At 77.1% G+C, this 22,474-nt stretch carries 25 protein-coding genes and 1 riboswitch; of the genes, 15 read left to right on the top strand and 10 right to left on the bottom strand.

Annotated elements, in window-relative coordinates; all coding sequences use genetic code 11:
- Window positions 1-2,070 carry a putative cobaltochelatase gene (locus ACWIX6_RS21455; RefSeq protein ID WP_448614470.1) on the bottom strand — a complete coding sequence of 690 codons (2,070 nt, stop codon included), beginning with the start codon at window positions 2,068-2,070 and terminating at the stop codon, window positions 1-3.
- A gap of 71 nt (window positions 2,071-2,141) precedes the next feature.
- Window positions 2,142-2,282: riboswitch (cobalamin riboswitch) on the bottom strand.
- Between the two features lie 103 nt (window positions 2,283-2,385).
- On the opposite strand from ACWIX6_RS21455, the gene ACWIX6_RS21450 reads away from it, so the two are divergent.
- The 3 genes from ACWIX6_RS21450 to ACWIX6_RS21440 all read left to right on the top strand — a co-directional run bounded on the left by ACWIX6_RS21450 (window position 2,386) and on the right by ACWIX6_RS21440 (window position 3,485).
- On the top strand, window positions 2,386-2,850 hold the full coding sequence (locus ACWIX6_RS21450; protein WP_448614469.1) for a hypothetical protein: 465 nt from the start codon (window positions 2,386-2,388) through the stop codon (window positions 2,848-2,850).
- Window positions 2,847-3,137 (top strand): transcriptional regulator, encoded by a 291-nt coding sequence (locus ACWIX6_RS21445; RefSeq protein WP_448614468.1) that lies wholly within the window; start codon window positions 2,847-2,849, stop codon window positions 3,135-3,137. Before ACWIX6_RS21450 ends, ACWIX6_RS21445 begins: the two co-directional genes overlap by 4 nt.
- A 141-nt stretch (window positions 3,138-3,278) precedes the next feature.
- Window positions 3,279-3,485, top strand: coding sequence for a hypothetical protein (locus tag ACWIX6_RS21440; protein WP_448614467.1), 207 nt, complete (start codon window positions 3,279-3,281; stop codon window positions 3,483-3,485).
- A gap of 37 nt (window positions 3,486-3,522) precedes the next feature.
- Here ACWIX6_RS21440 and ACWIX6_RS21435 read toward each other — a convergent pair whose 3' ends face one another.
- The gene (locus ACWIX6_RS21435; protein ID WP_448614466.1) at window positions 3,523-4,116 is read right to left on the bottom strand and encodes a type II toxin-antitoxin system PemK/MazF family toxin; all 594 of its coding nucleotides are present in this window, start codon (window positions 4,114-4,116) and stop codon (window positions 3,523-3,525) included.
- Window positions 4,117-4,345: 229 nt separating this feature from the next.
- Here ACWIX6_RS21435 and ACWIX6_RS21430 point away from each other — a divergent pair, with 229 nt between their 5' ends.
- Window positions 4,346-4,540 carry a hypothetical protein gene (locus ACWIX6_RS21430; RefSeq protein WP_448614465.1) on the top strand — a complete coding sequence of 65 codons (195 nt, stop codon included), beginning with the start codon at window positions 4,346-4,348 and terminating at the stop codon, window positions 4,538-4,540.
- A 36-nt stretch (window positions 4,541-4,576) separates the two neighbouring features.
- On the opposite strand, the gene ACWIX6_RS21425 is transcribed toward ACWIX6_RS21430, so the two are convergent.
- Both ACWIX6_RS21425 and ACWIX6_RS21420 read right to left on the bottom strand, forming a co-directional pair.
- Window positions 4,577-5,002: a VOC family protein gene (locus ACWIX6_RS21425; RefSeq protein ID WP_448614464.1), complete on the bottom strand. Its 426-nt coding sequence runs from the start codon at window positions 5,000-5,002 to the stop codon at window positions 4,577-4,579.
- Between the two features lie 126 nt (window positions 5,003-5,128).
- Window positions 5,129-5,746 carry an MSMEG_1061 family FMN-dependent PPOX-type flavoprotein gene (locus ACWIX6_RS21420; RefSeq protein ID WP_448614463.1) on the bottom strand — a complete coding sequence of 206 codons (618 nt, stop codon included), beginning with the start codon at window positions 5,744-5,746 and terminating at the stop codon, window positions 5,129-5,131.
- Window positions 5,747-5,784: 38 nt separating this feature from the next.
- On the opposite strand from ACWIX6_RS21420, the gene ACWIX6_RS21415 reads away from it, so the two are divergent.
- Entirely contained in the window at window positions 5,785-6,174 is a 390-nt protein-coding gene (locus tag ACWIX6_RS21415) for an acyl-CoA thioesterase (protein WP_448614462.1), read from the top strand.
- On the opposite strand, the gene ACWIX6_RS21410 is transcribed toward ACWIX6_RS21415, so the two are convergent.
- The 4 genes from ACWIX6_RS21410 to ACWIX6_RS21395 all read right to left on the bottom strand — a co-directional run bounded on the left by ACWIX6_RS21410 (window position 6,161) and on the right by ACWIX6_RS21395 (window position 10,462).
- Window positions 6,161-7,675 carry a cobyric acid synthase gene (locus ACWIX6_RS21410; protein WP_448614461.1) on the bottom strand — a complete coding sequence of 505 codons (1,515 nt, stop codon included), beginning with the start codon at window positions 7,673-7,675 and terminating at the stop codon, window positions 6,161-6,163. The genes ACWIX6_RS21415 and ACWIX6_RS21410 overlap by 14 nt on opposite strands.
- The gene (locus tag ACWIX6_RS21405) at window positions 7,672-8,337 is read right to left on the bottom strand and encodes a lysophospholipid acyltransferase family protein (RefSeq protein ID WP_448614460.1); all 666 of its coding nucleotides are present in this window, start codon (window positions 8,335-8,337) and stop codon (window positions 7,672-7,674) included. The genes ACWIX6_RS21410 and ACWIX6_RS21405 overlap by 4 nt, the downstream gene beginning before the upstream one ends.
- A 124-nt stretch (window positions 8,338-8,461) precedes the next feature.
- Window positions 8,462-9,181, bottom strand: a complete 720-nt coding sequence (locus ACWIX6_RS21400; protein WP_448614459.1) for an ANTAR domain-containing protein — start codon at window positions 9,179-9,181, stop codon at window positions 8,462-8,464.
- A 303-nt stretch (window positions 9,182-9,484) separates the two neighbouring features.
- The gene (locus ACWIX6_RS21395) at window positions 9,485-10,462 is read right to left on the bottom strand and encodes a cobalamin biosynthesis protein (protein WP_448614458.1); all 978 of its coding nucleotides are present in this window, start codon (window positions 10,460-10,462) and stop codon (window positions 9,485-9,487) included.
- 40 nt (window positions 10,463-10,502) lie between these two features.
- Here ACWIX6_RS21395 and def point away from each other — a divergent pair, with 40 nt between their 5' ends.
- The 3 genes from def (at window position 10,503) to cobM (ending at window position 13,267) form a co-directional block, all read left to right on the top strand.
- A complete protein-coding gene (def, locus tag ACWIX6_RS21390; protein ID WP_448614457.1) occupies window positions 10,503-11,060 on the top strand; it encodes a peptide deformylase in 558 nt (185 codons plus the stop codon).
- A gap of 157 nt (window positions 11,061-11,217) precedes the next feature.
- Entirely contained in the window at window positions 11,218-12,441 is a 1,224-nt protein-coding gene (gene cbiE / locus ACWIX6_RS21385; protein WP_448614456.1) for a precorrin-6y C5,15-methyltransferase (decarboxylating) subunit CbiE, read from the top strand.
- An 85-nt stretch (window positions 12,442-12,526) separates the two neighbouring features.
- Window positions 12,527-13,267: a precorrin-4 C(11)-methyltransferase gene (cobM, locus tag ACWIX6_RS21380; protein WP_448614455.1), complete on the top strand. Its 741-nt coding sequence runs from the start codon at window positions 12,527-12,529 to the stop codon at window positions 13,265-13,267.
- Here cobM and ACWIX6_RS21375 read toward each other — a convergent pair.
- A complete protein-coding gene (locus ACWIX6_RS21375; protein WP_448614454.1) occupies window positions 13,264-14,346 on the bottom strand; it encodes a cobalt-precorrin-5B (C(1))-methyltransferase in 1,083 nt (360 codons plus the stop codon). The two genes, cobM and ACWIX6_RS21375, sit on opposite strands and share 4 nt — an antisense overlap.
- 26 nt (window positions 14,347-14,372) lie before the next feature.
- On the opposite strand from ACWIX6_RS21375, the gene ACWIX6_RS21370 reads away from it, so the two are divergent.
- From ACWIX6_RS21370 to ACWIX6_RS21340, 7 genes are all read left to right on the top strand, one after another.
- Entirely contained in the window at window positions 14,373-15,113 is a 741-nt protein-coding gene (locus tag ACWIX6_RS21370; protein ID WP_448614453.1) for a cobalt-precorrin-6A reductase, read from the top strand.
- Complete coding sequence (locus tag ACWIX6_RS21365; protein ID WP_448614452.1) at window positions 15,110-15,769, top strand: HAD hydrolase-like protein; 660 nt, start codon at window positions 15,110-15,112, stop codon at window positions 15,767-15,769. The genes ACWIX6_RS21370 and ACWIX6_RS21365 overlap by 4 nt, the downstream gene beginning before the upstream one ends.
- Entirely contained in the window at window positions 15,766-16,716 is a 951-nt protein-coding gene (locus ACWIX6_RS21360; protein ID WP_448614451.1) for an FAD-dependent oxidoreductase, read from the top strand. The genes ACWIX6_RS21365 and ACWIX6_RS21360 overlap by 4 nt, the downstream gene beginning before the upstream one ends.
- Window positions 16,717-16,795: 79 nt before the next feature.
- Window positions 16,796-17,284: a hypothetical protein gene (locus tag ACWIX6_RS21355; protein ID WP_448614450.1), complete on the top strand. Its 489-nt coding sequence runs from the start codon at window positions 16,796-16,798 to the stop codon at window positions 17,282-17,284.
- 3 nt (window positions 17,285-17,287) lie between these two features.
- Window positions 17,288-17,854, top strand: a complete 567-nt coding sequence (locus ACWIX6_RS21350) for a hypothetical protein (RefSeq protein WP_448614449.1) — start codon at window positions 17,288-17,290, stop codon at window positions 17,852-17,854.
- Window positions 17,855-17,900: 46 nt separating this feature from the next.
- Entirely contained in the window at window positions 17,901-19,601 is a 1,701-nt protein-coding gene (locus ACWIX6_RS21345) for an ABC transporter (protein ID WP_448614448.1), read from the top strand.
- Window positions 19,598-21,199, top strand: a complete 1,602-nt coding sequence (locus tag ACWIX6_RS21340; RefSeq protein ID WP_448614447.1) for a GTPase — start codon at window positions 19,598-19,600, stop codon at window positions 21,197-21,199. The genes ACWIX6_RS21345 and ACWIX6_RS21340 overlap by 4 nt, the downstream gene beginning before the upstream one ends.
- 5 nt (window positions 21,200-21,204) lie before the next feature.
- On the opposite strand, the gene ACWIX6_RS21335 is transcribed toward ACWIX6_RS21340, so the two are convergent.
- Complete coding sequence (locus ACWIX6_RS21335) at window positions 21,205-22,452, bottom strand: MFS transporter (RefSeq protein WP_448614446.1); 1,248 nt, start codon at window positions 22,450-22,452, stop codon at window positions 21,205-21,207.
- Between the last annotated feature and the right edge of the window lie 22 nt (window positions 22,453-22,474).

Genomic DNA, 22,474 nt, shown 5'->3' with positions numbered 1-22,474 from the left:
TCAGGCCGCCTTCCGTGCATCGCGGACGGTGCTCGCCAGCGACTCGGCGGCGAGCTCCGCCAGCCGCAGGGTCTGCCCACCCAACACCGTCCCGAGGGTGCCGGCCAGCCCCAGCCGCACCGGTCCGGACTCGCAGTCCACGACGACGCTCGCCGTCCCGCCCGCGGCGATCAGCCCGGCGGCCCTGCGGGCGTCGGCCAGGTGGTCGGTCCCGCGGGCCCCTGTGGCCCGGCCGTCGGTGACGACGACCAGCAGCGGGCGGCGCTGCGGGTCGCGGACCCGCTCCACGCGGAGCACCTCGTGCGCCCGCAGCAGCCCGGCGGCCAGCGGGGTCCGGCCCCCCGTGGGCAGGCCGGTCAGCCGGGCCGCCGCGGCCTCCACCGACCAGGTGGGCGGGAGGGCCAGCTCGGCAGCGGCGCCGCGGAAGGTGACCAGGCCGACCTTGTCCCGGCGTTGGTAGGCGTCCAGCAGCAGGGAGAGGACGGCGCCCTTCACCGCGGCCATCCGGGAGCGCGCCCCCATCGACCCGCTGGCGTCGACGACGAACAGGACCAGGTTGCCCTCCCGGCCCTCCAGGCCGGCCTGGCGCAGGTCGGCGCGCTCCAGCCGGAGTCCCGCGCCGGTGCGTCCGCGGGCCCGCTGGTGCGGCGCGGCGGCCAGCACGGTGTCGGTGAGGTGCAGCTTGGTGACCGTGCCCGCGGGCCGTGTGGAGCCGACGACCCGGCCGCGCTCGCTGCGGGCCCGGGACCGCCGGCCGGCCGCGCCGGCGCCGATGCCGGGCACCTCCAGCCGGCGGGTGCGGAACGGCGCGTCCGGGGCCTCGGCGGCCCGCTCTGGCGCGGGCGCGGCGTCGGCGTGCCCGCCGCCCTCGCCCCGGGGCGCCGTCGTCGGCTCCTCCCGTGCCGTTCCGGGCTCGAGCCCGGGTGCCCTGTCCGGCTCGCGTCCCTCCGGTGGAGCTCCTGCGGGCTCGAGCCCCGGGGAGTTCGGCGGCGGGTTGCCGGAGGGGCCGCCGTCGTCGGGGGAGTCAGGGGAGCCGGGGGAGTCGGGGCCGCCGTCGTCCTCGGGACGGGCGTCGGACAGCGCCTGCTCCAGGGTGTCCTCGTCCAGCCCCGGGGCGTCGAAGGGGTTGCGCCGGCGGCGGTGCGGGAGGGCCAGCCGGGCGGCCGCCCGCACGTCGTCCTCGGTCACCTCCGTGCGGCCGGCCCACGCGGCGTGCGCGATCGCGGCCCGGGCGGTGACCAGGTCGGCCCGCAGCCCGTCGACGTCGAACGCCGCGCAGACGCTGGTGACCTGCTGCAGCGCGGCGTCGGACAGGACGACCTGCGGCAGCCGGGCCCGGGCGGCGGCGATCCGGTCGGCGAGCTCGGCCTCGGCCGCCGCCCACTGCTCCCGGTAGCCCTCGGGGTCGGCGTCCGCGGCGAACCGGCGGCGCACCACCTCGGCGCGCAGCGCGGTGTCGCGGGGGGCGGCCACCTCGACGGTCAGCCCGAAGCGGTCCAGCAGCTGGGGGCGGAGCTCGCCCTCCTCGGGGTTCATGGTCCCGACGAGCAGGAACCGGGCGGCGTGCCGCACCGAGACGCCCTCCCGCTCGACGTAGGCGGTGCCCAGGGCGGCGGCGTCCAGCAGCAGGTCGACCAGGTGGTCGTGCAGCAGGTTGACCTCGTCGACGTAGAGGACGCCGCGGTTGGCCGCGGCCAGCAGACCGGGCTCGAAGGACTTCACGCCCTCGGTGAGCGCGCGCTCGAGGTCCAGCGAGCCGACCAGCCGGTCCTCGGAGGCACCCACGGGCAGCTCGACCAGCCGGGCCGGCCGGGCCAGGGCCGGGGCGTCGGGGTCGTGCGGCCCGTCGGGGCAGCCCGGGTCGGGCGCCGCGGGGGCGCAGGCGAACCGGCAGCCGGCGACGACGTCGACCGCGGGGAGCACGGCGGCCAGTGCGCGCACCGCGGTGGACTTCGCCGTCCCCTTCTCCCCGCGCACCAGCACACCGCCGACGGCCGGGGAGACGGCGTTGAGCAGCAGGGCCAGGCGGAGGTCGTCCATGCCGACCACGGCGCTGAAGGGGAAGGTCACGAGCGGTACTCGGGCACGACGGGTCCTCTCCCCGGGTGTCCGCGCCCGGAGATCGCAGGGACGACGGCTGGAGTCTCCTGGCTCCCGGATCGACGTCCGGCCCCGACCTTCCCGCCCCGGAGGGCCTGAGCCCAGAGGAACAGTGGCCGCGCATGGGGTCGGACTCCCCGGTCACAGTGGCGGGACCGCGCCGGACTCGCACCGGGCTTCCTCCACTGCCGTCGCAGTTCGCGCCCATCAGACCACGACCCCGACGGTCAGGACAGGGCCGGGATCACTTGACGGAACGGAAAGCGGGCCTTCACACTTTCCGACATGGAAAGCGAAGGGACGACGACCGACCCCGCGGTGGCGGCCGCCCACCTGGCCTCGCTGGAGGCCGGGCGCGCTGCGGTGGCCGACCGGGCGATGCAGCCGTGGTGGTACGACGCCGTGCTGGGGCTGCTGGTCTTCCAGTTCGTCGCGTCGTACTCGTTCGACACCTGGGTCACCGTGCTGGCGGCCGCAGTCCTGGGCCTCGGGTCCTGGGGCCTCATCTCGGCCTACCGGCGGATCACCGGGTTCTGGGTCAACGGTCTGCGCTCCGGTGCGACCGCCCCGGCCATGTGGGTCTGGTTCGTGCTGTACGCCGGAGTGCTGGGCGCGGCCGCCGCGGCCGAGCACCTGCTGGGGATGCGCTACGCGATGGTGGCCGGCGGCGCGGTGCTGGGCGTGGCCATCGCCGTCCTCAGCCGCTGGTGGACCCGGCTGTTCATCGCCGAACTGCGCGGCCGGCCGTGACCACCGTCGAACCGCACTTCGACGCCGTCGTCCACGCGCCACCCCGGCTGCAGGTGTGCGGGCTGCTGGCGGCGGTCGACTGGATGGAGTTCGCCACCGTGCGCGACGCACTCGGCGTCAGCGACTCGGTGCTGTCCAAGCACGTCAAGCAGCTCGAGGACGCCGGCTACGTGCGGACCCGCAAGGCCACGATCACCTCCCGGGTGCGCACCAGCCTGTCGCTCACCCCGGCCGGCCGGAAGGCGTTCGCCGCGCACGTGGCCGAGCTCCGGCGCATCACAGGTTGAGGACCTGTGCAGGCCCGGTGTGGAAATCGGGACGGGGGAGCTCGGCGCGCCTACCCTGGACCGGGTCCGCTGAGCCGAACGAGGGGGTCGACGCTGTCCGAGGACGCTGCTGCCGCGACGGGCACGGGCGCCGGAGGCGCCGTGCTCACGTTCGTCGGCGGTCCCCTCGACGGGAGGGTGGAGGTGCGCGAGGCGCGGCACGGCGCCCCGCTGCCCACGGTCACCCACGTGCACCTGCACGGGGGCCCGAAGGTCGTGCACCGCTACGACCTGCAGGCGCTCACCGACGGCGCCGGGGTCTACCACCTGCGGCCCCGGATCCAGCAGTGCGCCGACCTGGACACCTGATCCCCTGACGGCCCCGCTGCCGCGGCAGCGGACTGCCTCACCAGCCCTGGACCCGGCGCACCTCGGCCACGACCTCCGCGAACCGGGCCGGCGGCAGGACGGCGCCCTCCCGCCGGACGTCGGACGGGCTCAGTCGCAGCACCCGGTCCACCCGCACCTCGCTCGGCCTGCCCTGCCGGTCCCAGCCACCGGAGCCGACGTCCACCCAGTGCCGGCCGTGGCGGGCCTCGTCGGCGGCGTCCAGGTCGTGGTCCTTGCTGCTGAGCATCAGGCCCAGCAGGTCGCTGCCGCTGCGCGCCACGATCAGCACCGGCCGGTCCTTGCCCCGGCCGTCGTCCTCCTCGAAGGGGACCCAGGCCCACACGACCTCGCCCGGGTCGGGCCGCCCGTCGTCGCGGGGTCCGTACTCCAGGTCGATCGGGCCGGCGGGACCAGGCCGCGGCGCAGCCGTGTCCGGCCGCCGGTCGACCGCGGCCGGCCGGCCCGGTCTGATGGTCGGGGTCCGCCGCAGCCGCGACCGCGTTCCCGTGCGGAGCTCGCCCGTCTGCCCTCCACCGCGCAGCGAGCGCAGACCCGCCTGCAGCACCGTCGAGGCCAGCCGGCCCCATGCACTCCGCCCACCGGTCGCCATCCCGGGACGGTAGGACACGACGCTCGGCGGCGCGCAGTCACTCGATCAGGGGCGATTGCGCTCCGCTGTCGGCGCGTCGCTGGACGTCAGATGAGGCCAGTGTGATCCTTGTGACAGTTGAGACGGCAACCGGGACGAACTGGTCACACCTGGGGTTGAGAGAGCCGCGGGTGGGACACACTCGTGCTGGCGACTCGACCATCAGTCGCCACGGGGGAAAGAGCTCGTCATGACCACAGTCCAGCCCGCTCGACCGACGGCTCTGCCCCTCGCGGTGCGCGCCAGCGCCCTCGCGGCCTGGCAGCTCGTCGAGGACGCCCGCAACCGCGCGCCGGAGCGCCGCCCGCGGACCGACCGCAGCCGCATCCTCGCCCAGCGGACCGTGGCCGACCGTCGCGCCGAGCGGGACCGTCAGGCCGGCTGACCGCCCCGGCCCGCCGGGCTCCCGCCCGCGCCCGTCTCAGGTCACGCAGAACTCGTTGCCCTCCGGGTCGGCCATGGTCACCCAGCGGTGCGGCCCCTGCCGACCCTCGTGCAGCACGGTGGCGCCCCGGGCGGTCAGCCGGGCCACCTCGCCCGCCACGTCCTCCGGTCCGACCCGGACGTCGAGGTGCAGCCGGTTCTTGACCGTCTTGGCCTCGGGGACGAGCTGGAAGAGCACGCGGGGAGCGCCGCCGGTGGGGTGCCGGATCGCCGCCCCCTCCACCCACACCAGCTCGCCGCCGTGGCGCATGGTGTCGCTCTCCCGGGCGTGCCCCTGCTCGACCATCGAGCGGATGAACGCCTCGTCGGTGGGTTCGCGCTCCCAGCGCAGCGCGTCGGCCCACCAGTCGGCGAGCGGGTGCGGTGCGGCGGAGTCGATGGTGACCTGGAAGGTGTGCGCCATGCCGGCACGCTATGGGTCAGCACCGACATCCGGCCCCGCCCAGAGGCTCGCCGCGAGCTCGCGACGGCCCCGCTGCAGGGTCCCGCCGCGAGCTCGCGAGTGGCGGGGGTCAGTGGGGTCCTTCCCCTAGAGCTCCGTGGCGAGCTCGGCGCGGAGGGTGGCGTCGTCGGGCAGTGGCGTCTCCAGCCGGCAGTGGTCCTTGAGCACCTGGCCGAACGGGGTCAGCGCCGAGCGTTCGACGCGGGCGGCCGGGTCCCACAGGTTGGACCGCATCAGCGCCTTGCCGCACTGGAAGTAGGCCCGCTGCACCTGCAGCACCAGCACCGAGCGGGGCGCGCGGCCGAACTCGGTGAGGTCGATCCTCAGGTCGTCGGCGCCGACGAGGGACGTCGTCCCGAAGACCTTGAGCGTCTCCTCGACGCCCGGGACGAGGAACAGCAGCGCCGCCCGGGGGTTGGCGGCCGCGTTGCGCAGGCTGTCGACCCGGTTGTTGCCCGGCCGGTCGGGGAGGGCGAGCCGGTGGGGGTCCAGGACGTGCACGAACCCCGGGTCGCCGCCGCGGGGTGAGACGTCCGGCCAGCCCTCGGCGTCGGCGGTGGCCAGGGTGGCAAAGGGGGACAGGCCGATGAACTCGGCGCAGTGCCGGTCGATCCGGTCGATCACCTTGTCCCGCACCAGCTGGGACGGCGTGCGGTAGGCCGCGAGCACGTCCGTGCCGGAGGAGGGGACGACGACGGGTTCCACAGCGCCACGGTAGCGGCGGCTCGGTAGCCTGCTGCCCCGTGCCTGCGGTGTGGAGCTCCCCGGTCCGGTTCGTCGAGTGCGACCAGCAGGGCATCGTCTTCAACGCGCACTACATGGTCTACGCGGACGAGGCGGCCAACGCCTGGTGGGACGCCCGGGGGCTGCCGTGGGAGGCGCTGACCGCGCGGGGCCTGGAGTACTCGGTCAAGGCCAGCTCGCTGGAGTGGACCGGCCCGGCGCGCTGGGGCGACACCGTCGAGGTGGACGCGCGCCTGGAGGCGCTGGGCCGCACCAGCCTGACGCTGGGCTTCACCATCCGGGTCGGCGAGCGGACGTGCTGCGAGGTGCGCACCGTCTACGTCGCCGTCGTCGACGGCGTGTCGACGCCCTGGCCGGACGACGTCCGGGCGCAGCTCAGCGCGGGCTGAGCCCGGCCGGCAGCACCGGCAGGTCCGCCGGCGGCCCGGACTCGACCAGCCGCCACAGCGCGTCGGTGTCGGCGTGCTCGGCGACCAGGTCGCCCAGGGCGTCCAGCCGCGCCTCCCGGACCGCGGCGAAGTCGGTGTCCGGGGCGACGGCGAAGCGCCGGCCGGCCACCCGGGCCACCTCGGTGAGGAACGCCCGGCGGAACCCGTCGTCCTCGAGCGCGCCGTGCCACGTCGTCCCGAAGACCGACCCGGCGCGGGCGCCGTCGAGGAAGGGCTCGGCGCCCTCGTCCACGGTGACGACCCCGTGGTGGATCTCGTAGCCGCGGACGGTGTGCCCCAGCGCCGTCCCGACCGGCCGGCCCAGCGTCTTGTCGCGGGCGAAGCGGACGTCGGTGGGCAGCAGGCCGAGCCCGGGGACGACGCCGGCGCGGGACTCGACGTCGTCGGTGATGGTGCGGGCGAGCATCTGGTGCCCCCCGCAGATGCCCAGCACGGCACGGCCCGCCGCGGCCCGGCGGGCCACGGCGTCGGCCAGCCCGGTGGACCGCAGCCACCCCAGGTCGGCGACGGTCGAGCGGGTGCCCGGCAGCACCACCAGGTCGGCGTCGGCCAGCTCCTCCGGCCGGGTGGCGTAGCGCAGCAGCACCCCGGGCTCGGCGGCCAGGGCGTCCAGGTCGGTGAAGTTGGACAGCCGGGGCAGCCGGGCCACCGACACCCGCAGCACCTCCTCACCGTGCGGGGGGCCCGACGGCGCGCGGGCGGCGTCCACCCCCAGGGAGTCCTCGACGTCGAGCTCGAGCCCCGACCGCCAGGGCAACACGCCGAGCGTCGGGCGGCCGGTCAGCGCGGCCAGCTGGTCCAGCCCCGGGGCGAGCAGCCGGACGTCGCCACGGAACTTGTTGACCAGGAACCCGGCGACCAGTCGCTGGTCGGCCGGCGGCATCAGCGCGACCGTGCCGTAGAGGGCGGCGAAGACCCCGCCGCGGTCGATGTCGCCGACCACGACCACGGGCAGGCCGGCCGCGGTGGCCAGGCCCATGTTGGCGATGTCGTCGGCCCGCAGGTTGATCTCGGTGGGAGAGCCGGCGCCCTCGCACACCACGACGTCGAAACGGGCCCGCAGGTCGGCCAGGCAGTCCAGCACCTGCTCCAGCAGGGCGGCCTTCATCGGCCGGTAGGACAGCGCCGTGACGTCGGCGACGGGCCGGCCCAGGACGACGACCTGGCTGGAGTCCTCGCCGCCGGGCTTGAGCAGCACCGGGTTCATCGCCGCCTCCGGCTCGACCCGGGCGGCGGCCGCCTGCATCACCTGGGCCCGGCCGATCTCCGCGCCGTCCGCGGTGACCATCGAGTTGTTGCTCATGTTCTGCGCCTTGAACGGCGCCACGCGCACGCCCTCGCGCGCCAGCCAGCGGCAGATGCCCGCGGTGACGACGGACTTGCCCGCGTCGGAGGTGGTCCCGGCGACCAGCAGCGCCCCGGCCGGCGGCCGGCCGGTCACGGATTGCGCGTCGGCTCGCCCCAGCCGGCCTTCTCCTGCCCGGAGAGCTCGGCGATGGCCTCCATGATCCGGTCGGTGACCTCCCGGCGGGCCCTGCCCTTGCCGGCCTGACCGGCGTGCTCGGGGAAGGTCATCGGCGTCCCGAAGGTGATGGTGACCCGGTGCGGCCGCGGCCACCTGGCACCGACCGGCTGGACCCGGTCGGTGCCCCGGACCGCGACCGGGACGACGGGGCAGTCGGCGGTCAGCGCCAGCCAGGCCACGCCGGTCTTGCCCCGGGCCAGCCGGCCGTCCTTGGAGCGGGTGCCCTCGGGGTAGATGCCGAAGGCGCCGCCGGAGCGGAGCACGCCCAGCGCGGTGTCCAGGGCGGCCTGGGCGGCCCGGTGCGTGCCCCGCTCCACCGGCAGCGCCCCCAGCGCGGTGAACAGGGCGCGGGTGAGCCACCCGCTCACCCCCGAGCCCTGCCAGTACTCCACCTTGGCCAGGTAGCCGACCCGGCGGGGCGCCACCAGGGGGATCACGATGCTGTCGATGAAGGACAGGTGGTTGCTGGCCAGCATCAGCGGGCCGGTGAGCGGGACGTTCTCCCGCCCGGTCACCGTCGGCCGGCAGGTGACCCAGAACAACGGTCGCAGCACGAACCGGACCACCAGGTAGAACACGCTCCGGCCTCCTCGCCCGCCACGTCCGGGCGCCGTGGCTACTGCTGCCGCGGCGCCGGGCGGTCCCCCGATCTTTACCGACCGCGGTCGGGTGCGGACGGGCGGGGGACGTGGACGAGGGGGGTCAGCCGCGCGCCGCTCCGGGCGGGCAGGCGTCGTGCAGGATCGCGCGGACGTCGGCGGGCAGCGGGGTGCCGCCGCTGGCCGAGTCGATGATCGCCTGGGCCACGTCCCGGACCTTGCGGTGCGTGTGGCTGGAGATGTGCGCCAGCAGGTCGAAGGCGACCTGGTCCCCGCAGCCCATCAGCAGCATCAGGATGCCCTTCGCCTGCTCGATGGCCGCCCGGCTGGCCATCGCGGTGCGGAGCTGCTCCACCTCGGTCTCCAGGGCGCGCAGCTGCTCGGCGGCGGGGGTGGGCGCGGCCAGCCGGCCGTCGGTCACGTCGACCAGCAGCCCGCTGAGCGCCGTCACCGTCCCGTCCGGGGCCAGTTCCGGCTCACCCACCAGCACCACGGTGCGCACGTCGGCATCCGGGCGGCGCACCCGGTGCTCGACGGCGAAGGGGGTGGCGGTGGTGCAGCCGTCGGCCAGGGCCCGGCGGACCCGCTCGCGGTCATCCGGGTGCACGGCCTCCAGGAGGAGGGCGGCCCCCGGCGCCGCCGAGCGAGGAGCGACCCCGTGCAGGGCGAAGACCTCGGGGGACCACCACCACTGGTCGCTGCGCAGGTCGTAGCGGTAGCGGGCGGTCGCTCCTCCGGCCGCCGGCGCAGCGGCGGTGCGCTGGGCGGGAGCCGGCAGGGGACGGTGGGCGGCACTCGTGCGGGCGGCAGTCGACGTGGTCATCGGGGAGACCGATCTCTCCGGGCGCACCGGGGGTCTCCGGTGGGGCTGCGGCCGCCGCTTCCTCGACGTCTCGCGGCCATCGACTCCGGCAGGAGCCGACCGCTTCGGCCGCATCAAGCTACCGCGCTGGAGACCGGCGGAGCGAGGTGGTGGAACAGGAACGGCCACCCGTCCGGGGCAGGGGCCAGGCCGACACCACGAACCGCGGCCCGGCGGTGACGCACCGTCACAGGAGGACGGCGTCTGTGTCAGGAGGCCTGTCACCCGTCCGCCCTACGGTGGCCGGGGCGCGCACCGGTCGGCTCAGCCGCCGCGGGCCAGGCGGGCCAGCACGGCCAGCGCGGCGGACGTGGTCCACACCGCCCGGGACAGCCGGGTGGCCCGGCGCACGTCCGTGCGCAGCGGCGGCCGGCCGTCCCCGAGCGTCGGCCGCTCCTCGACCCGGCTGCCGTAGACGTTGCGGCCGCCCAGCCGGATCCCCAGCGCGCCGGCCAGCGCGGCCTCGCACCGGCCGGCGTTCGGGCTGGGGTGCGCTGCGCCGTCCCGGGACCAGGCCTGCCGCGCCCCGCGGGCCGAGCCGCCGGACAGCGGGGCCACCGCGACCGTGAGCGCCGCGGTCAGCCGGGCCGGCGCCCAGTTCAGGACGTCGTCCAGCCGGGCCGCCGCCCAGCCGAACCGCTCGTACCGGGCCGACCGGTGGCCCACCATCGCGTCCAGCGTGTTCGCCGCCCGGTAGGCCAGCAGGCCCGGGAGCCCGGCGACGGCACCCCAGAACAGCGGCGCGACGGCGGCGTCGGAGGTGTTCTCCGCGACCGACTCGACGGTGGCCCGGACCAGCTCCGCCTCACCGAGGTCCCGCGGGTCGCGGCCGGCGAGCGTCCGCAGGTGCGCCCGGGCGGCGGGCAGGTCGGCGGCGTCGAGGTGCTCGGCCATCCGGACGGCGGCGCGCTCCAGCGAGGTGCCGCCGAGCACCGCCCAGGCGGCCGCGGCGGTGAGCGCCGTCCGGGCCAGCGGGTGGTGCGCGGTCAGCCGGTGCGCCGCGGCGCCCAGGACGGTCGCCGTCCCGACGCAGGCCGCCGTGTACCCGGCACCGGCGACCCGGGAGTCGCGCCAGGTCAGCCGTTCCAGCGCCGCCGCGGCGGAGCCGAAGCCGGCGACCGGGTGACCCCGGCGCGGGTCGGCGAACACCGCGTCCGCGACGGCGCCCAGCGCGAGGCCGGCAGCACCGGCGTACCGCCGCCGCGACCGGGCGGGCAGCGCACCGCGGCCGGGGGTGGACATCGCGGCCACTGTAGGGACGCCGTCCCTAGGATCGGTGGTCATGCGCCTCCCCGGCCGTTACGACGGCGTCGCCCGGCCGATCGTGACCTACGGTTCCGACCCCGTCCTGCACCGTGCCTGCGCGCCCGTGACCGTCTTCGACCGGGGCCTGCGGCACCTGGTGCTCGACATGTTCGCCAGCATGGCCGCCGCGGACGGGGTCGGGCTGGCGGCCAACCAGATCGGCGTGGACGCCCGGGTCTTCGTCATCGACTGCCCGGACGCCGTCGGGCAGGACGTCGTGGGCTACGTGGTCAACCCGGTGCTCACGGTCCTGGAGCCGATCGACGGGGAGCCGGCCGAGGAGGTCACCGAGGAGGGCTGCCTGTCGGTGCCCGGCCCCTACGCGGAGCTGCCGCGCGCCTTCCGCGCCCGGGTGGAGGGCGTGGACGTGCACGGTGACCCGGTGTCGATCGAGGCGACCGGCATGGCCGCCCGCTGCCTGCAGCACGAGGTCGACCACCTGGACGGCACGGTGTACGTCGACCGGCTGGACGTCGGCCTGCGGGAGCAGCTGCTGGCCGAGGCCGCCGGCCCCGACGGGGAGCTGCCGGCGTGACGACGGCGGAGGGAGCATCGCAGCGAGATGCCCGGAGTCGACAGGGAGCGAGCATCGCAGCGAGCGCCAGCGAGCGAGGAGCGGAACGACCGCGGAGACGACCCCGTGACTCGAGCGAGGAGCGGATCGAGGCCGGAGTCGGGCCCAAGGGCACGGCGTGACGTCCCGTCCGCCCGGGTGGACGGTCACCGTCGTCGGCATCGGCGCCGACGGCTGGGACGGGCTCTCCCCGCGCGCCCGGCACACGGTCGAGGCGGCCGGGGTGCTCCGGGGCAGCGCCCGCCAGCTGGACCTCGTGCCCGCCGCCGTGCGGGCCGAGCGGGTGCCCTGGCCGTCGCCGATGGCGCCTGCCCTGGCGGAGCTGCCCGGTGCCCATCCCGGCCGCCGGGTGGTGGTGCTGGCCAGCGGCGACCCGATGCTCTCCGGGGTCGGCACCTCGCTGGTCCGGGCGCTCGGCCCGGACGCCGTCGAGGTGCTGCCGCACCCGTCGTCGGTGACGCTGGCCTGCGCCCGGCTGGGCTGGGCGGTGGAGGACGTGCAGGTGGTGTCGGTGGTCGGCCGCCCGGTCGAGCTCGTCCTGCCACACGCCACCCCCGGACGCCGGCTGCTCGTACTCGGGTCGGACACCGGGACCCCCGCCGAGGTGGCCGCCCTGCTGGCCGGTCGCGGCTACGGGGCCAGCGCGGTCACCGCGCTCGCCCAGCTCGGCGGCGTCTCGGAGCGGCGGTTCACCGGCACCGCGGCCGACTGGCCGCACCCGGCGACCGACCCGCTGGTGGTGACCGCCGTCGAGGTGGTGGCCGACCCGGGGAGCACGCCGCTGCCGACCGTCCCGGGCCTGCCCGACGACGCCTACGCGCACGACGGCCAGCTGACCAAGCGCGACGTCCGGGCGGTGACGCTGTCCCGGCTGGTGCCGTTGCCGGGCCAGCTGCTCTGGGACGTCGGCGCGGGGGCGGGGTCGATCGGCATCGAGTGGATGCGGGTGCACCCCTCCTGCCGGGCGGTCGCGGTGGAGTCCGACGCGGCCCGGGCGGCGCGGATCGGGCAGAACGCCGCGCGGCTCGGCGTCCCCGGCCTGCAGGTCGTGCCCGGGCGGGCGCCGGACGTGCTCACCGGACTGCCGCGGCCGGACGCCGTCTTCGTCGGCGGCGGCGCCACCGCGCCGCTGCTGCTGGACGTCTGCTGGGAGGCCCTCGCCCCGGGCGGGCGCCTGGTGGTCAACGCGGTGACCGTGCAGAGCGAGGCCGTGCTGGCCGACTGGCACGCCCGGTGCGGCGGGTCGCTCACCCGGCTGTCGGTCGCGCAGGCCGAACCCGTGGGCGGCTTCACGGGGTGGAAGCCGGCCATGCCGGTGACCATCTGGAGCGTGACCCGGTGACGGCGGTGGTCCCCGGTTGCTCGCACGGGCCCCGGAGCGCGCTTTCGGTACCGAAAGCACGCACGGGGAGGATGGTGGTGCCGTCATGACCGTCCACTTCATCGGGGCGGGGCCGGGCGCCGCGGACCTGGTCACGGTCCGGGCGGCCCGGCTGATCGCCTCCTGCCGGGTGTGCCTCTACGCCGGTGCGCTGGTCCCGCGGGAGCTGCTGGACACCGCCCCGGACGGCGCCCGGCTGGTGGACACCGCCGATCTGGACCTGGACCAGATCACCGCCGAGCTGGTCGCCGCGCACGAGGCCGGGCTGGACGTGGCCCGGCTGCACTCCGGCGACCCGTCGGTCTACAGCGCGATGGCCGAGCAGATGCGCCGGCTGGACGCGGCAGGCGTGCCCTACGACGTCGTCCCGGGGGTGCCGGCGTTCGCGGCGGCGGCCGCCAGCCTGAAGCGGGAGCTGACCGTGCCCGGGGTGGCGCAGACCGTCGTCCTCACCCGGACCTCGGCACGGTCGACGCCGATGCCGCCGGGGGAGTCGCTGGCCGCGTACGCCGCCACCGGCGCGACGCTCGTGCTGCACCTGGCGGTGCAGCGGATGGACGCCCTCGCCCCCGAGCTGGCCGCGCACTATGGCGGGGACTGCCCGGTCGCGGTGGTGGCGAGGGCCAGCCGGGACGACGAGCTGGTGCTGCGCGGGACGCTGGCCGACATCGCCGGGCAGGTCGCGGCCGCCGGGGTCCGGCGGACGGCGGTCGTCGTGGTGGGCCCGGCGCTGACCGCCGGCCAGTTCCCCGACAGCCACCTCTACTCGGCGACGCGATGCCGTTAGGCCCGGCCGACGACCGTGCCGGCGCGGTCGATCACCACGACGTCCACCTCGACCGGTGCGCCCTGCAGCACGCCGACCGCGGTGTCCCGCGCCCCGGCGGCGACCAGGTCGCCCAGCGGCAGGCCGGCGGCCGCGCACTGCTGCAGTGCGTCGAGCGCGGTGTTGGCGCCGAGCACACCCTCCACCAGCTCCGGCGCCCCGCCGGCGTCGCGGACCAGCCCGGCCAGCGCCGGGAAGGACACCTGCGACCGGGCCGAGTGCAGGTCCAGGTGGCCGTCGGCGAGCTTGGCCAGCTTCCCGACCCCCCCGGCGACCGTCAGCCGGGGGACCGGGTGGCGGCGCAGGTACTTGAGCACCGCGCCGGCGAAGTCCCCCATGTCCAGCAGCGCGTCCTCGGGCAGGCCGTACAGCTGCTGGACGGTCTTCTCGCTGGTCGACCCGGTGCAGCCGGCCACGTGCCGGTGCCCGGCCGCCCGGGCGACGTCCACGCCGCGGCGGATCGAGTCGATCCACGACGAGCACGAGTACGGGACGACGACCCCCGTCGTCCCCAGGATGGACAGGCCGCCGAGGATCCCCAGCCGCGGGTTCCAGGTCCGCCGGGCCAGCTCCTCGCCGCCCTCCACCGACACCTCGACGACGACGTCCCCGGCGCCGCCGAACCGCTGCGCGACGGCGGCCACGTGCTCGGTCATCAGCCGGCGGGGCACCGGGTTGATCGCCGGCTCGCCCACCGCCAGCGGCAGCCCGGGCTTGGTCACCGTGCCCACGCCCTCGCCGGCGCGGAAGGCCACCCCGCTCCCGGGCGGGCCGAGGGTCACGCGGGCGGACACCAGGGCGCCGTGGGTGACGTCGGGGTCGTCACCGGCGTCCTTGACGATGCCGACGGTGGCGGCGCCGGACTCCAGCGACTCCCGGGCCAGCGCGAAGGCGGGGTGCCGGCCGCCCGGCAGGTCGATGCGCACCGGGTCGGGGAACCCGCCGGTGAGCAGCGCGGTGTAGGCGGCGGTGGTCGCGGCGGTGGCGCAGGCGCCGGTGGTCCAGCCGTGCCGCAGCCCGCTTCCGCCGTCCCTGCCCACCGCCCCATCGTGCCCGGTGGCCGGGCGTGACCGGGCAGGTGCTGGTGCTGGGCGGCACGGGGGAGGCCCGCCGGCTGGCCGCGGCCCTCGTCGCCGGTGGCCGGGACGTGCTGTCGTCGCTGGCCGGGCGGGTGGCCGAGCCGGTGCTCCCGGACGGCGAGGTCCGCATCGGTGGCTTCGGCGGACCGGACGGCCTGGCGGACTGGCTGCGCGGGCACCGGCCCGCCGCCGTCGTCGACGCGACCCACCCCTTCGCCGCCCGGATCACCGACTCCGCGGCGCGGGCGGCCGCGGCCACCGGGACCCCGCTGCTGCGTCTGCAGCGGCCGGGCTGGACGCCGCGGCCGGGGGACACCTGGCGGTTCGTCGACACGCTGGCCGAGGCGGCGGACGCCGTCGCCGGCCACCGGAGCGTCTTCCTCACCACCGGGCGGCAGGGGGTGCAGGCCTTCGCCGACCTGCGGGGCCGGGTGCTCGTGCGCTCGGTGGACCCGCCGGACGTCCCGTTGCCGGCCGGGGCGACGCTGCTGCTGGCCCGCGGCCCGTTCAGCGTGGCCGACGAGCTGGCGCTGATGCGGGAGCACGACGTGGACGTCGTCGTCACCAAGGACTCCGGCGGCCACCTCACCGAGGCCAAGCTGACCGCGGCCCGCGAGCTCGGGCTGCCGGTCGTGCTGGTCCGCCGGCCGGCGCTGCCGCCGGGGGTCGCGACCGTGGCCACCGTCGAGGAGGCCCTCGCCTGGCTGTCGGAGGGAGAGGGCCCATGAGCAGGCTGGTGCTGTTCGACCTGGACGGGACACTGGTGGACAGCGTGCCGGGGATCTGGGCGTCGATCCGGGTCGCGGCCGCCGAGCTGGGGCTGCCCGAGCCGACGACGGACCAGCTGCGCTCGATGGTCGGCCCGCCGCTGTGGGAGGGCTTCGCCGCCGCCTTCGGGCTGGCCGGGGAGGACGTCGAGCGGGCGGTGCAGGTCTACCGGCGGCACTACGCGGGAGGGGCGATGTACCAGGCCGTGGTCTACCCGGGGGTGCCCGAGCTGCTGGCCGGGCTCCGCTCCGCCGGCGCCACCCTCGCCGTGGCCACCAGCAAGCCCGCGGAGTTCGCCGTCCGGATCCTGACGCACGTCGGCCTGCTGGGGGAGTTCGCCACCGTGCACGGCGCGACGTTCGACGGCCGGGTCCGGCACAAGGAACAGGTGGTGTCCGCCGCGCTGGCCGCACACCCCGACGGCGAGCGCCCGGTGCTGGTCGGGGACCGGGCGCAGGACGTCGTCGGAGCCCGGGTGCACGGGCTCCCCTGCATCGGCGCGGGCTGGGGTCCGGCGCCGGCCGGGGAGCTGGTCGAGGCCGGCGCGGCGGTCGTCGCGGCGACCCCGGCCGACGTCCCGGCGGCGCTGGCCCGGCTCACCGGGGAGGCCCGGTGACCGCCCGGCGGGTCACCGTCGTCGGCGGCGGCGTCGTCGGGCTGAGCATCGCGCACGAGCTGGCCGCCGCCGGGGACACGGTGACCGTGGTCGCGGACGGGCCGGCGGAGGACAGCGTGTCCGCGGTTGCGGCCGCGGTGTGGTTCCCCTACCGCAGCGGGGCGTCGCCGTCGATGGGCACCTGGCTGGCCCGCTCGCTGCTGCGTTTCACCGCGCTGGCCGCCGACGACGCCACCGGGATCGACCTCCGCGAGGGCACCGTGGTGGAGCGGCGGCCCGGCGTGGACCGGTCCTGGACCGCCGCCGTCCCCGGCCACCGGGAAGCTCCCCCGGAGGAGCTGCCGCCGGGCGCGGTCGGCGGGGTGCGGGCCACCGTGCCGGTGGTGACGATGTCCCGCTACCTGCCCTGGCTCGGTGCCCGGTGCTCCGACGCCGGGGTCCGCGCCGAGCAGGGCACCGTCGGGTCCGTCGACGACCTCGCGCCCGGCGCCGACCTGGTCGTCGTCGCGGCCGGCCTCGGGTCGGGTCGCCTCCTCGGCGACGACACGGTCTTCCCCATCCGCGGGCAGGTGGTCCGGCTCGCCAACCCGGGCCTCACCGGGTGGGTCACCGACGAGGACCACCCCGAGGGGCTGACCTACGTCGTCCCACGGCGGGACGACGTGGTGTGCGGCGGGTCCGCCGAGGTCGGGTCCTGGGACCGCGAGCCGGACGAGGAGACCGAGCGGGCGATCCTGCGCCGCACGGTCGCGCTGGTGCCCGAGCTGGCCGGGCAGCCGGTGCTGTCCCGCGGGGTGGGCCTCCGGCCGGGCCGGGACGGCGTCCGGCTCGAGCGCGTCGAGGGCCACGGCGTGCCGGTGGTCGCCTGCTACGGCCACGGTGGAGCCGGGGTGACGCTGTCCTGGGGCTGTGCCGAGGCCGTCGCGGCGCTCGTCCACGGGACCTGACCCGGGCGGGAAGGCGCAGGACTGTCGGACCCTCCCGGCACACTGCGGCCGGATCGTCCGGCGGCACCAGGAGGCACCAGTGTTCGACGAACCGCGGGCGGCCGACCTCGACCTGACCGACGTGGAGAACGCCCTGCTGCGGGCCGCGGTCGGCGACTACTCCGCCGAGGCGGCCGTGCTGCTGCTGATCGACTCCGGGCACTGGCTGCCGCAGCTGCAGGCCGCCGGCCTGATCGCCATCGCCCTGGACGAGGACGCGCTCGGTGGCGGTCCCTGGGCCGCGGTCCAGTGGGGCGACCTGGACGGCGCGCTGCGGTCCGGCGCGGTCGCCGGCAGCGGCGTGCAGCTGCGGCTGCTGCGGGCGGCGGCCAGCATCGCCGAGGGCCATCCGGTGGACCTTGGCGACCTCGCCGGCGGGCTGGACCGCCGGTCCCTCGTGCTGCTGCTGGCCGCGCTCGCGCACGCGGCCGGCAGCCACGACCACCGCTCGACCGTCCGGGACGCCGACGGGGTCGAGCACGCCGGCGCTCCGCTGGGGCCGGTGGTGGCCTGGCCGGCCGCCGGGTGACCGGTGCTCACAGCCGCCGACCCGCTGGGTGTGCGCCCCCGCCGGGTGCTGGTCGCCGGGACGTCGGGCGCGGGCAAGACGACCGTGGCCGCCGCTGTGGCCGGCGTCCTAGGGGTGCGGCACGTCGAGATCGACGCGCTGCACCACGGTCCGCGCTGGACGCCGCGCCCGTCGTTCGAGGACGACGTGCGCCGCGTCGCGGCGGAGCCGGCGTGGGTCACCGAATGGCAGTACCGGCAGGTCCGCGCGGTCCTGGCCGGACGTGCGGACCTGGTCGTGTGGCTGGACCTGCCACGCGCCACGGTGATGTGGCAGGTGGTCAGCCGGACGGTCCGGCGCCGGGTGCGGCGGACCGAGTTGTGGAACGGCAACGTCGAGCCGCCGCTGCGGACGTTCCTGACCGACCGCGACCACATCGTGCGCTGGGCCTGGCGGACCCATGCGGCGACCCGGGACCGCGTGCTGGCGCTGGCCCGGCAGCGGCCGGGGTTGCCGATCGTCCGGCTGCGGTCCCGCCGCGAGGTGCGCCGCTGGCTGGCAGGCCCCCTGCTGGACGCAGCCGGACTGTGAACATCCGGCAGGGGTGAGCGGCCCTCCGGCCGGGCAGGTACCGGACATGACCGCTCCTCCTCGGCTGCCGGATGCCCTGCAGCTGCTGCGCGACCGGGTGGCGCAGGCCCCGCTGGCGCTGGCCGTGCCCGGCCGGGACGAGGCCGTCCGGGCGGCGCGCGGCGTCGTGGACCAGGTCGACGACTACCTGCTGCCCCGGCTGCGCGACCTGGACGCTCCGCTGCTCACCGTCGTCGGCGGCTCCACCGGTGCCGGGAAGTCCACGCTGGTCAACAGCCTGCTCGGCGCCCGGGTGACCACCCCCGGCGTGCTGCGGCCGACCACCCGAGCGCCGGTGCTGGTCTGCTCGCCGGCCGACCAGGCCTCCTTCGCCGGCGACCGGGTGCTGCCGGGGCTGTCCCGCACCACCGGCGGGGAGGCCGGGCCGGGCAGCCTGCGGCTGGTCGCCCACGAGGCCCTGCCCGCCGGGCTGGCGCTCGTCGACGCCCCCGACGTCGACTCGGTCGTGGAGGCCAACCGCGACCTCGCCGGTCAGCTGCTGGCCGCCGCCGACCTCTGGGTGTTCGTGACCACCGCGGCCCGCTACGCCGACGCCGTCCCCTGGGACCTGCTGCGCACCGCGCAGGAGCGCGGCACCGCGCTGGCCGTGGTCCTCGACCGGGTGCCCCCGGAGGCCGCCCGGGAGGTCGCCGAGGACCTGTTCGGGATGCTGCAGCGCGCCGGGCTGTCCGGCGCCCGGCTGTTCGTCGTGGAGGAGCGACCGCTCCACGACGGGTTCCTGCCACCGGGGCAGACGGCGCCGCTGCGCGACTGGCTGTACGGGCTGGCCGCGGACCAGGAACAGCGGGCGGCGGTGGTCCGGCAGACGCTGGCGGGCGCGCTGCAGAGCCTGGACGAGCGGGTCCGCGGGATCGTGGCCGCCGTCGAGGCGCAGGACGCCGCCGTCGGCGCGCTGGCCGCCGCCGCCGGGTCCTCCTACGACGCCGCCCGCGCCGGGGTCGACGAGGGAGTGGCCAACGGCAGCCTGCTGCGCGGCGAGGTCCTCGCCCGCTGGCAGGAGTTCGTCGGCACCGGGGAGTGGATGCGCGGGCTGCAGGCGCAGGTCGGCCGGCTCCGCGACCGGGTGACCGCCGCCTTCACCGGTCGCGCCACCCCCGCCGACGACCTGCGCGGCGCCCTGGAGTCCGGTGTGGAGACCCTGCTGCGGGCCGAGGCCGACCGGGCCGCCGAGCGCACCGTCACCGCCTGGCGGGGGCTGCCCGGCGGGCTGTCGCTGCTGGCCGGCCGGGAGGAGCAGCTGTCCGGCGTCTCGCCGGGGTTCACCGGGGCGGCGGCCGACGCGGTCCGCGACTGGCAGGGTGCCGTGCTGGACCTCGTCCGCGACCAGGGCGCGGACAAGCGTGCCAAGGCCCGGATGCTGTCCTGGGGCGTGAACGGCGCCGGAGCCGTGGTGATGGTCGCCGTCTTCGCCTCGACGGCCGGGCTCAGCGGCGCGGAGGTGGCCATCGCCGGCGGCACCACCGCCGTCGGCCAGCGGGTGATGGAGGCGGTCTTCGGCGACGCGGCGGTCCGCCAGCTCGCCGCCGAGGCCCGCGCGGACCTCGACCGGCGCGCCGAGCAGCTGCTGCGCGACGAGCAGGAGCGCTTCCTGGGCCTGCTCGACGACGCCGGCCCCACCGCGGACAGCGCGCAACAGCTGCGGGAGGCGGTCCGCGCGCTGGCCGCCGCCCGCGGGGCAGCGGCATGAGCCTGCTGACCGGCCGTCGCGAGCTGCCGCTCACCGACCGGCTCGCCGCGCTGCGCGAGGCGGTCGAGATCGCCGAGGACCGGCTGGAGGTGCCCGAGGTGGGCCGGGCACGTGCCCTGCTGGCCAAGGCCGGGGCCCGTGAGGCGCTCGGGGACGCCACCGTCGTCGCCCTCGCCGGGGCCACCGGCAGCGGCAAGTCCACCCTGTTCAACGCCCTGTCCGGGGCGGAGGTCAGCACGCCCGGCGTGCGCCGGCCCACCACCGGCGTGGCCCACGCGACCGTCTGGGGCGACGGCGGGGCCGACCGGCTGCTGGACTGGCTGCAGGTCCCCCGCCGCCACCGGGTGGAGCGGCCCGACCCCGCGCTGGACGGGCTGGTGCTGCTCGACCTGCCCGACCACGACAGCGTCCGGCTGGAGCACCGGCTGGAGGTCGACCGGCTGGTCGAGCTGGTGGACGTCCTGGTGTGGGTGCTCGACCCGCAGAAGTACGCCGACGCCGCGGTGCACGACCGCTACCTGGCGCCGCTGGCCGGGCACGCCGGGGTGCTCGTCGTGGTGCTCAACCAGGTGGACCGGCTCGACGAGCCGGCCGCCCGGGCCTGCCTGGCCGATCTGCGCCGGCTGCTGGACGCCGAGGGGCTGGCCGCCACCCCGGTGCTCGCCACGGCCGGCCGGACCGGCCAGGGGCTGCCGGAGCTGCGCGCCGAACTGGCGAGGCGGGTGGCCGCCCGCCGGGCGGCCACCGACCGGTTGGCCGCCGACGCCCGCGCGGCGGCCGGTGCGCTCGCCGCGCACTGCGGCACGCCCGACCGCGGGCGGGGCGGCCGCGGGCACGACGCCGACGAGCGGGCCGGCCTGGCCGACGCCCTCGCCGACGCCGCCGGCGTGCCCGCCGTCGTCAGCGCGGTGGAGCGGTCGGCGGTGCGCCGGGGTGCGGCCTCCACCGGGTGGCCGCTGCTGCGCTGGCTGGGCAGGCTGCGGCCCGACCCGCTGGGCCGGCTGCACCTGGGCGACGAGCGGTCCCGGACGTCGCTGCCCGAGGCGGGCGTCGTCCAGCAGGCCGCGGTGACCGCCGCGCTGCGCCGGGCCCGGGACACCGCCGGCACCGGGCTGCCGCAGGCCTGGCGGGACGACCTGCGCCGCACCGCGGAGTTCTCCGAGGAACGGCTCACCGGCCAGCTGGACCGGGCGGTGGCCGGCGTGGACCTGGGCCCGGATCGCACGCCGCTGTGGCAGCGCGGGGTCGGCGCCCTGCAGTGGCTGCTGCTGGTGGTCGCGCTGGCCGGCGCGCTGTGGCTGCTCGGCCTGGTCGCGCTGGGCTGGCTCCAGCTCGACGACGTGATCCCGCTGCCCCGGGTGCAGGGCATCCCGCTGCCCACCCTGCTGCTGGTCGCCGGGCTGCTGGCCGGGGCGCTGCTGGCACTGGTCGCCCGGCCGCTGGTCCGGTTCGGCGCCCGGCGCCGCGGCAGACAGGTCCGGCGCCGGCTCACCGAGCGGGTGCAGGACGTCGCGGACGCGGAGGTGCTGGAGCCGCTGGAGGCCGCACGGGAGGACCACCAGCGGTTCTGCGCGGCGGTGACCCGCGCGGAGTCCTGAGCCGGTCAGCCGACCGGTTGCTGCACCGGCGCCTCGGACCCTGCCGCCGGGAGCGGGCGGCCGGCGGCCGGGCGGCGGGCGGACAGCGCGAGGCCGGCCACGGCGAGCAGCGCCAGCACGATGACCGCGACGCCGTAGACCTGCGCCGTCCGCTCCAGGCCGACGTGCCCGGCCGCGATCCCCGCCGCGATCGCCGGCAGGCTGAAGGCCAGGTAGCTGGCGGTGAACACCGCGGCGAGCAGCGACGCCCGCTGGCCGGGTGCGACGCCCTGGGTGACCGTGGCCATCGCGCCGAGGAACGCGGCGCCGAAGCCGAAACCGGACACGACGGCGGCGACGAAGAAGGCCGCGAGCGACCCGGCCGCCAGTGCGGCCACCGTGCCGGCCACCCCGCCGGCGAACACCAGGGCACCGGCCACCATCGACCGGGCAGGGGCCACCCCGCGCATCGCCAGCGACGCGACCAGGCCGGTGCCGTTGAGCGCCAGGATCAGCAGGCTGCCGACGACGTGGTCCTGCACGCCGAAGACGTTGGACACCAGCGACGGGCCGAGCGAGGCGTACAGCCCGCCGAGCGCCCAGGTGGCGATCAGGCAGGGCAGCACGACGGCGAACGCCCGCCGCTGTGGAGCCGGCACGTGCACGCTGGGCACCAGCGACGCCGCCGCGCCGGGACGCCGGGGTGAGGACTCCGGCAGGAACACCCAGACCCCGACGGCGGCGACGAGGCAGAGCGCGGTCAGCACGCCGAACACCCAGTCGGTGGGGGCCGGCAGGAACTCCACGGCCAGGCCGGCACCCACCGCGCCCGCGGACAGGCCCAGGCCGGGAGCGGCGGAGTTGACCAGCGGGCCCAGCGGCCGATCGGTGCGCTGCAGGTCCAGCAGCGCGGCCCCGAACGCGCCGGTCATCGCGCCGGTCGCCAGGCCCTGCACGACCCGTGCGGCCAGCAGCCAGCCCACGCCGTCCGCGGCCAGGAACAGGCCCATCGAGACGGCCTCGAGCACCAGGGCGGCGGCGAGCACCGGCCGGCGGCCGACGTGGTCGCTCAGCCCGCCGACGACGAGCAGCGACGCCAGCAGGGCGAAGGCGTAGACGGCGAAGACGACGGTGATCAGCCCGGAGCCGAAGCCGAACCGCTCGGCGTAGACCCGGTACAGCGGCGAGGGCACCCCGGAGGCGGCCAGCATCAGCGTCAGCAGGACGGCGACCGTCCAGAACGCGGCGGGCCGGGACAGCTCACGACGGGGCACGAACCGGTGCAAGCACCGATCA

It is taken from the genome of Modestobacter sp. URMC 112 (assembly GCF_053502575.1).
This window is presented reverse-complemented; position numbering and strand designations above follow the sequence as displayed.